Origin of the sequence: Streptomyces mesophilus (genome assembly GCF_011044995.1) — a bacterium.
In the GTDB taxonomy this organism is placed as follows: Bacteria; Actinomycetota; Actinomycetes; order Streptomycetales; family Streptomycetaceae; genus Streptomyces; species Streptomyces mesophilus.
On the sequence record NZ_JAAKZW010000313.1, the window covers coordinates 1 to 7,780 of the forward strand.

7 protein-coding genes are annotated in these 7,780 nt (G+C 71.4%); 6 read left to right on the forward strand and 1 reads right to left on the reverse strand.

Going from position 1 to position 7,780, the window contains the following annotated elements; all coding sequences use genetic code 11:
* Positions 1–299: 299 nt before the first annotated feature.
* Both G6045_RS37650 and G6045_RS37655 read left to right on the forward strand, forming a co-directional pair.
* A complete protein-coding gene (locus tag G6045_RS37650) occupies positions 300–740 on the forward strand; it encodes a hypothetical protein (protein WP_165336739.1) in 441 nt (146 codons plus the stop codon).
* 52 nt (positions 741–792) lie between these two features.
* Positions 793–1,614, forward strand: coding sequence for a DUF1206 domain-containing protein (locus G6045_RS37655; RefSeq protein WP_165336740.1), 822 nt, complete (start codon positions 793–795; stop codon positions 1,612–1,614).
* 13 nt (positions 1,615–1,627) lie between these two features.
* Here the strand turns inward: G6045_RS37655 and G6045_RS37660 are convergent, their stop codons facing one another.
* A complete protein-coding gene (locus G6045_RS37660) occupies positions 1,628–2,323 on the reverse strand; it encodes an aspartate/glutamate racemase family protein (RefSeq protein ID WP_165336741.1) in 696 nt (231 codons plus the stop codon).
* Positions 2,324–2,518: 195 nt separating this feature from the next.
* Between G6045_RS37660 and G6045_RS37665 the strand changes: the two genes are divergently transcribed.
* Genes G6045_RS37665 through G6045_RS37680 form a run of 4 tightly spaced genes read left to right on the forward strand, consistent with a single transcriptional unit; the run spans position 2,519 to position 7,757 of the window.
* Positions 2,519–3,352 (forward strand): M55 family metallopeptidase, encoded by an 834-nt coding sequence (locus tag G6045_RS37665; RefSeq protein ID WP_165336742.1) that lies wholly within the window; start codon positions 2,519–2,521, stop codon positions 3,350–3,352.
* On the forward strand, positions 3,345–4,694 hold the full coding sequence (locus G6045_RS37670; protein ID WP_165336743.1) for a M20/M25/M40 family metallo-hydrolase: 1,350 nt from the start codon (positions 3,345–3,347) through the stop codon (positions 4,692–4,694). The genes G6045_RS37665 and G6045_RS37670 overlap by 8 nt, the downstream gene beginning before the upstream one ends.
* Positions 4,695–4,698: 4 nt before the next feature.
* Entirely contained in the window at positions 4,699–6,708 is a 2,010-nt protein-coding gene (locus G6045_RS37675) for a prolyl oligopeptidase family serine peptidase (RefSeq protein WP_165336744.1), read from the forward strand.
* Positions 6,709–6,725: 17 nt separating this feature from the next.
* A complete protein-coding gene (locus G6045_RS37680) occupies positions 6,726–7,757 on the forward strand; it encodes a S66 peptidase family protein (protein ID WP_165336745.1) in 1,032 nt (343 codons plus the stop codon).
* Positions 7,758–7,780 lie beyond the last annotated feature (23 nt).

Below are 7,780 nucleotides of genomic sequence, written 5' to 3' on the forward strand. Positions count from 1 at the left end.
GCCCCCGGTCGTGCGGGTGGCGCGCCGGACGGAGGACTGCGCCATCACTGCTCTCCGGAAGGGTGGGGGAGGCGGGCAGGAAGTCCCGTGTACCCGGGCCCGGTTGAGGCATGCACGCCGCGGCCGTCGCATACCGCACCCACAGGCGCACGCGGCCCACCGGCGGGCGCCTCTGCGCAGGCTGTGCGCCCCCTCCCGGGGGTTCGGGCCGCGCGTGCCCGGGAGATAGGTCTGAAGGTGCGTGCTTCCGCGCCCTCCGCACCTCGAGCGGACCGGCCTTGAGCGAAGGGGAGATCCCCATGGCGTCTTACGACACCGGGCGGCTGAGTGCGATCGTGAAGATCCTGGACCAGGCGGGTGCACAACTGCGCCTTGCGGCCCGCGAACAGGGAGTCCAGGTCGCCGGGTCGCCTTCACCGTATCTGTCGGATGCCCAGGACCTGTCTGGCATCACCTCGCTGCTCTCCGTGGTGGAGCGCGCCTCGGGCGGCGTGCGGCGCGCGCTCGCGCATCTGCGGGCCGGCGATCTCGGCCAGGCTCAACTGGCCCTGGAAGCGGCGGGCACCGGTCCGCGCCTGGACGCCCTGCCCCTGGCGGCCCTGCCGCGGCCGCTGCCCGGACGGGTCACTGCCGCGCTGCAGCTGATGCGCGGCATCTCCGGGTTCTTCCCGGCGGACACGGAGGAATTCCTGGTGCGCCAGCTCCGGCCGGCGGGGCGTGCGGTCGCCGGGGTGCGATAGGGAACCGGACTCATCGGGTGTAACGGCGGCCGTTCGGGCCATACGACCCGCCATGAGCGAACTCTCCCGCCGGGCCCAGCGCTTGGGCAGGCGTACGGATCGAAGCGACTGGCTCGACCGCGCGGCCCAGCTCGGTCTGATCGCGTACGGCCTCGTGCACCTCGTGGTCGGCTGGCTCGCCGTGCAGCTGGCCTTCGGCGACCGTTCCGGGCCCGCCTCGCCGAGCGGGGCGATCGAGGAGCTGGCGCGTCAGCCGCTGGGCGGTGCGATCGTCTGGGCGACCGCCGTGGGCATGTACCTGCTCGTCGTCTGGCAGCTGGTCGAGGCCGCCTTCGGACACCGCTGGGCCGGCAACCGGCCGTGGCAGCGGGTGCTGTCCCTCTGCAAGGCGATCGTGTACGGAGTGCTCGGCACCAGCGCGCTCAGGATCGCCCTCGGATCGGGCGCCCAGGACGGTGAGCGGACCACCGACAGCCTGACGGCGCGGCTGATGGACCTTCCGCTCGGGCAGGCCCTCGTCGCCGCCGTCGGTGCGGTGATCATCGGGATCGGCGTGGCTTCGGTGCGCAAGGCCTTCACCGACAAGTTCCTGGACACGTTCGACCGGCGTGGCACGCGGGGGACCACGGGGACGGCGTACACCTGGCTGGGGCGCGCGGGTCACACGGCGAAGGGGGTGGCCCTCGGTGTCGTCGGTGTCCTGTTCGGCTGGGCGGCGCTGACCCATGAACCCGATAAGTCGGGCGGTCTCGACGAGGCGTTGCGGAAGGTTCTCGAGCAGCCGTTCGGGCCGGCTCTGCTCACGGCGCTCGGGCTCGGCATCTTCTGCTTCGGCTGCTTCTGCTTCGCGTGGGCGCGCCATCTGGACCGGTGAGCGGGCCCTTCGGTCAGCTGTCCGACAAGGCCAGCTCGACCGCCGCCTCGGCGTGCAGGCGGGCCGTGGGGAAGACGGGAACGGGGCTGTGGTCGGGCCCGATCAGCAGCTCGATCTCCGTGCAGCCGAGGACGATGCCCTCCGCGCCCTCGCGCACCAGCCCGTCGATCACGGCACGGTACGCGGCGCGGGACTCCTCCCGTACGACACCGAGGCAGAGCTCCTCGTAGATGACCCGGTGGACGAGCGCACGCTCCTCGGGGCCGGGCACGAGCACATCGAGTCCGTGCCGCGCGAGACGGCCGCGGTAGAAGTCCTGCTCCATGGTGAACGCCGTACCGAGCAGACCGATCCGGCGCATCCCGGCGGATGTGACCGCGGCCGCGGTCGTGTCGGCGAGGTGCACCAGCGGAACAGGGACCGCGTCCTGCACCGCGTCCGCGACCTTGTGCATGGTGTTGGTGCAGATCAGCACCATGTCCGCGCCCGCGGCGACCACGCTGCGCGCGGCGTCCGCGAGGATCTTTCCGGCCGCGTCCCACTCGCCCGCGACCTGCAGTTCCTCGATCTCCGCGAAATCCACGGAGTACAGGACGCAGCGCGCGGAGTGCAGCCCGCCGAGCCGCTCCCGGGTGAACTCGTTGAGCAGCCGGTAGTACTCGGCGCTCGACTCCCAGCTCATGCCGCCGATCAGCCCGATGGTCTTCATGCACGCGCCTCCTGCCGTCATCGCCCTTGCTGTGGCCACTGTGCCGCATAAGCGTTTCCTTGCCCTGTTCAAGGGGTGCGGCGAGGTGCGGCTCCGGGGCCTTTGGCAACCCCTGTGGAAAAGCCAGAGGTCCAGTCCAGCGACAGTTATCCACAGGGCTAGTGACGCCTCGGCGCAGCGCGTACGGTCTTCCGCATGAAGATCCTCATCAGCGCCGACATGGAAGGCGCCACCGGCGTGACCTGGCCTGCCGATGTGCTGCCGGGCCATCCGCAGTGGGAGCGCTGCCGCTCCCTGTTCACCTCGGATGTGAACGCGGCGGTGCTCGGTTTCTTCGACGGCGGCGCCGATGAAGTGCTGATCAATGAGGCGCACTGGTCCATGCGCAATCTGCTGCTCGAAAAGCTCGACGACCGCGCCGAGATGCTCACCGGCCGGCACAAGTCGCTGAGCATGGTCGAGGGGGTGCAGCACGGTGATGTGGACGGGATCGCCTTCATCGGGTACCACACGGGCGCCGGTACGGAGGGGGTCCTGGCGCACACCTATCTGGCCAACTCCATCACCGGGGTGTGGGTGAACGATGTGCGGGCGAGCGAAGGTCTGCTCAACTCGCATGTGGTGGCCGAGTTCGGTGTGCCGGTGGTCCTGGTCACGGGCGACGATCTGACCTGCGAGGACGCCTTGGGCTATGCGCCGGGCGCGCTCAAGGTCGCGGTGAAGGACCATGTGTCGCGGTACGCGGCGGTGTGCCGCACCCCGGCCCGTACCGCCGCCGACATCCGGGCCGCGGCCAAAGAGGCGGCCGCTCTGGCGGTGCGTCATGAGCCGGTGCGGGGCGGGCCGTTCACCGTGGAGCTGGAGTTCGACGCCGAGCATCTGTCGCAGGCCGCGACCGTGGTGCCGGGCGTCGCGCGCTCCGGGGAGCGGAAGGTGGCGTACACCAGTCCGACCATGTATGAGGGGATTCGTACGTTCAAGGCGGTCACCACGGTCGTTTCCGCCGCGGTCGAGGAGCAATATGGCTGAGCAGAGCACGCACAAGACGGACAGCGGGGTCGACGCGACCGGGCTCGACGAGGTGGTCCGGTTCACCTCCGACCTGATCCGGATCGACACCACCAACCGGGGCGGCGGCGACTGCCGCGAGCGGCCCGCCGCGGAGTACGCGGCGGAGCAACTGGCGGGCGCGGGCTTGGAACCCACCCTCCTGGAGCGCACCTCGGGGCGCTCCAATGTCGTGGCGCGGATCGAAGGCACCGACCCCTCGGCCGATGCGCTGCTCGTGCACGGTCATCTGGACGTGGTGCCGGCGCAGGCCGACGACTGGCAGGTCCACCCGTTCTCCGGCGAGATCCGCGACGGCGTCGTGTGGGGCCGGGGCGCGGTCGACATGAAGAACATGGACGCGATGATCCTCTCGGTCGTCCGCTCCTGGGCCCGCCAGGGCATCCGGCCACGGCGGGATCTCGTCATCGCGTTCACCGCCGACGAGGAGGCCAGCGCCGAGGACGGCTCGGGTTTCCTCGCCGACCGGCACGCGGGACTCTTCGAAGGATGTACGGAAGGGATCAGCGAATCAGGGGCGTTCACGTTCCACGCCGCTCCAGGGATGCGGCTCTACCCGATCGCGGCCGGTGAACGGGGCACGGGCTGGCTGAAGCTCACCGCCAGGGGCCAGGCCGGCCACGGCTCCAAGGTGAACCGGGCCAACGCGGTGATCCATCTCGCCCAGGCCATCGCCCGGATCGGCGAGCACCAGTGGCCGGTGCGGCTGACCCCGACCGTACGGGCGGCCCTGGCCGAACTCGCGCGGCTGCACGGCGTCGACACCGACGTCCACGCACCGGACTTCGATGTGGACGCGCTGCTCGGCAAGCTCGGCCGGGCCGCGGCGCTGGTCGAGCCGACCGTGCGCAACAGCGCCAACCCGACGATGCTGCAGGCCGGATACAAGGTCAATGTGATCCCCGGCGAGGCCGTGGCCTATGTCGACGGGCGCTATCTGCCGGGCGGGGAAGAGGAGTTCAAGGCCACCCTCGACGAACTCACCGGACCCCACGTCGACTGGGAGTTCCACCACCGCGAGGTCGCGGTCGAAGCTCCGGTCGACTCTTCCGTCTACCGGAAAATGCGCGCCGCCCTCGAGGAATTCGAACCGGAGGGGCATGTCATTCCGTACTGCATGTCAGGAGGGACGGACGCCAAGCAGTTCTCCCGCCTCGGCGTCACGGGCTATGGCTTCTCGCCCCTGAAGCTGCCCGAGGACTACGACTATGCGGCGATGTTCCACGGCGTCGACGAACGGGTGCCCGTCGAGGCGCTGCACTTCGGCGCCAGGGTGCTGAGCCGCTTTCTGCGAACGGCCTAGCGGAATGGGGGAGATGGTGCGTACCGAGCCATACGGGGACTGGCCCTCGCCGATCGACGCCGCGCTCGCCGCGTCGCACGACGGCCGGCCGGAGTGGGTGGGCTTCGTCGGCGACGAGGTGTGGTGGACCGAGCCGCGCCCGGCCGAGGCGGGCCGCCGCGCCCTGGTGCGCCGGCACGCCGACGGGCGCGAGGAGTCGGTGCTGCCCGCGCCCTGGAATGTACGCACCCGTGTCATCGAATACGGCGGACACCCCTGGGCCGGGGTCATCGGCTCCTCGGGACCGCTCCTGGTCTTCTGCGACTTCGCCGATCAGCGGCTCTACGCCTACGAGCCGGACGCGCCCGGAGCGGAGCCCGTACCGCTGACGCCGGTGTCTCCGGTGGGCGGCGGGCTGCGCTGGGCCGATCCGCAGATCCGGGCCGACCGGGACGAAGTGTGGTGCGTGCTCGAGGAGTTCACCGGTGAAGGACCCGAGGATCTGCGGCGGATCCTGGTCGCCGTGCCGCTCGACGGTTCGGCCGCGGACGACCGGGGCGCGCTGCGCGAACTGTCCGACGGACGCCACCGGTTCGTCACCTCGCCCCGGGTCTCGCCCGACGGACGGCATGCCGCCTGGATCGGCTGGGACCATCCACGGATGCCCTGGGACGGTACGGAGCTCCTCGTCGCCGAGGTGACGGCGGACGGCACATTCGGGGCGGCCCGCGTCGTGGCCGGCGGACCCGAGGAGTCCATCGCCCAGACGGAGTGGGCGCACGACGGGACGCTGCTCTTCGCTTCGGACCGCAGCGGCTGGTGGAACCTGTACCGAGGTGAACTGCTGCCCGGCCAGGGGGAGCAGGACTTGAGGGTGACGGCCCTGTGCCCGCGGGCCGAGGAGTTCGCCGGACCCCTGTGGAAGCTGGGGCAGCGGTGGTTCGCGCCGTTGGAGAACGGCACGGTGGCCGTGGTGCACGGCGTGGGCACCACCTCGCTCGGCATCCTCGACCCCGAGACCACGGATGTCGTGGATGTGGCGGGCCCCTGGACCGCATGGGCGCCGACGCTCGCCGTGCACGGCTCCCGCGTGGTGGGGTCGGGGGCCAGTCCGCGCAGCGCCGCGGAGGTCGTCGAGCTCGACATCCGCACGGGCCGCGCGCGCGTCATCGGCGCCCCGCACGACGACCCCGTGGACCCCGCGTACTACCCGGAACCGCAGATCCGCACCTTCAGCGGTCCGCTGGGACGGGACATCCACGCCCACATCTACCCACCGCACAACCCGGGTCACCGAGGCCCCGACAACACCCTGCCGCCCTACGTCGTATGGGCGCACGGCGGACCGACCGGGCATGCACCGCTCGTCCTCGACCTGGACATCGCCTATTTCACCTCGCGCGGCATCGGCGTCGCCGAGGTCAACTACGGCGGCTCGACCGGCTACGGCCGCGCCTACCGGGAGCGGCTGCGGGAGCAGTGGGGTGTGGTGGACGTCGAGGACTGTGCGGCGGTCGCCCGCGCGCTCGCCGAGGAGGGCACCGCCGACCCGGACCGGCTCGCCATCCGCGGCGGCAGCGCGGGCGGCTGGACGACGGCCGCGTCGCTCGCCGGCACCGATGTGTACGCGTGCGGCACCATCATCTATCCGGTGCTCGACCTGGAGGGCTGGGCGACCGGGGAGACCCATGACTTCGAGTCGCACTATCTCGAATCGCTGGTCGGGCCGATCGCCGAGGTCCGCAGCCGTTATGTGGAGCGTTCGCCCGCCGCGCAGGCCGAGCACATCACCGCTCCCTTCCTGCTGTTGCAGGGGCTCGACGACGTGATCTGTCCGCCGAGCCAGGCCGAGCGCTTCCTCACGCGGATGGCAGGCCGCAGGGTGCCCCACGCCTACATGGCCTTCGAAGGAGAGGGTCACGGCTTCCGTCGCGCCGACACCATGATCAGCGCGCTCGAGGCAGAACTGTCTTTGTACGCCCAGGTGTTCGGACTCAACCCGCCCGGCATCGCGACGTTGGAGCTGAGCAAATGAGGCGGGACGGGGAGACCATGGTGAACGGCTGGGACGATCCGGGACCGACCCGGGGCGTCGCGCCCCTCACCCGGCCGCGGCGGCTCGCGCCCGGCGCGCGCGTCGCCGTCGTCGCGCCCAGCGGGCCCGTCCCCGAGGAGCGGCTCGAGGCGGGCCTGGACATCCTGCGCGGCTGGGACCTGGACCCCGTCGTGGCACCCCATGTCCTGGCCACGCACTCGAAGTTGAGCTACCTGGCCGGGGACGACCGCGACCGGGCCGCGGATCTCCAGGCGGCCTGGTGCGACCCCTCCGTCGCCGCCGTGTTCTGCGCGCGGGGCGGCTACGGGGTGCAGCGCATGGTCGATCTGCTCGACTGGGACGCGATGCGCGCGGCCGGGCCGAAGGTGTTCGTGGGGTACAGCGACATCACGGCGCTGCACGAGGCGTTCGCGGCGCGGCTCGGTCTTGTCACGCTGCACGGGCCGATGACGGCGGCCGCGGACTTCCTCAAGAACGCCCGTGCGCAGGAGCACTTGAAGGCCACCCTGTTCGCACCGGAGACGGTGCAGACGATCGCGGGCGGCCGTGCGCTGGTACCGGGCCGCGCCCGCGGGGTCACCCTCGGCGGCTGCCTCTGCCTGCTCGCGGCCGATCTCGGCACTCCGCATGCCCGCCCGAGCGCGAGCGGCGGTCTGCTGTGCCTCGAGGACGTCGGCGAGGAGGACTACCGCCTCGACCGGATGCTCACCCAACTCCTGCGCAGCGGCTGGCTGGACGGGGTGGCCGGCGTACTGCTCGGCTCCTGGGAGGAGTGCGGACCGTACGACCAGGTGCGCGCCGTGTTCGCCGACCGGCTCGGAGGCCTTGGCGTACCGGTGGTCGAGGAGTTCGGCTTCGGCCACTGCGACGGAGCCCTGACGGTGCCGTTCGGGGTGCCGGCCGTGCTGGATGCGGGCGAGGGGGTGGGTGTGGGCGCGGATGCGGATGCGGATACGGATACGGATGCGAGCCCCGGGCCGGGTACGCGGATGGCGGAACTCCGGCTGGAGGTACCGGCGTTGAGGTGAGCTCTGGCCGGGCGAGCGGGGGC

What these genes read in the sequence shown, in the direction of transcription:
- G6045_RS37675 (WP_165336744.1), top strand. Translation starts at nt 4,699, where the DNA reads ATGGGGGAGATGGTGCGTACCGAGCCATACGGGGACTGGCCCTCGCCG.
- G6045_RS37665 (WP_165336742.1), top strand. Translation starts at nt 2,519, where the DNA reads ATGAAGATCCTCATCAGCGCCGACATGGAAGGCGCCACCGGCGTGACC.
- G6045_RS37650 (WP_165336739.1), top strand. Translation starts at nt 300, where the DNA reads ATGGCGTCTTACGACACCGGGCGGCTGAGTGCGATCGTGAAGATCCTG.
- G6045_RS37660 (WP_165336741.1), bottom strand. Translation starts at nt 2,323, where the DNA reads ATGAAGACCATCGGGCTGATCGGCGGCATGAGCTGGGAGTCGAGCGCC.
- G6045_RS37655 (WP_165336740.1), top strand. Translation starts at nt 793, where the DNA reads ATGAGCGAACTCTCCCGCCGGGCCCAGCGCTTGGGCAGGCGTACGGAT.
- G6045_RS37680 (WP_165336745.1), top strand. Translation starts at nt 6,726, where the DNA reads ATGGTGAACGGCTGGGACGATCCGGGACCGACCCGGGGCGTCGCGCCC.
- G6045_RS37670 (WP_165336743.1), top strand. Translation starts at nt 3,345, where the DNA reads ATGGCTGAGCAGAGCACGCACAAGACGGACAGCGGGGTCGACGCGACC.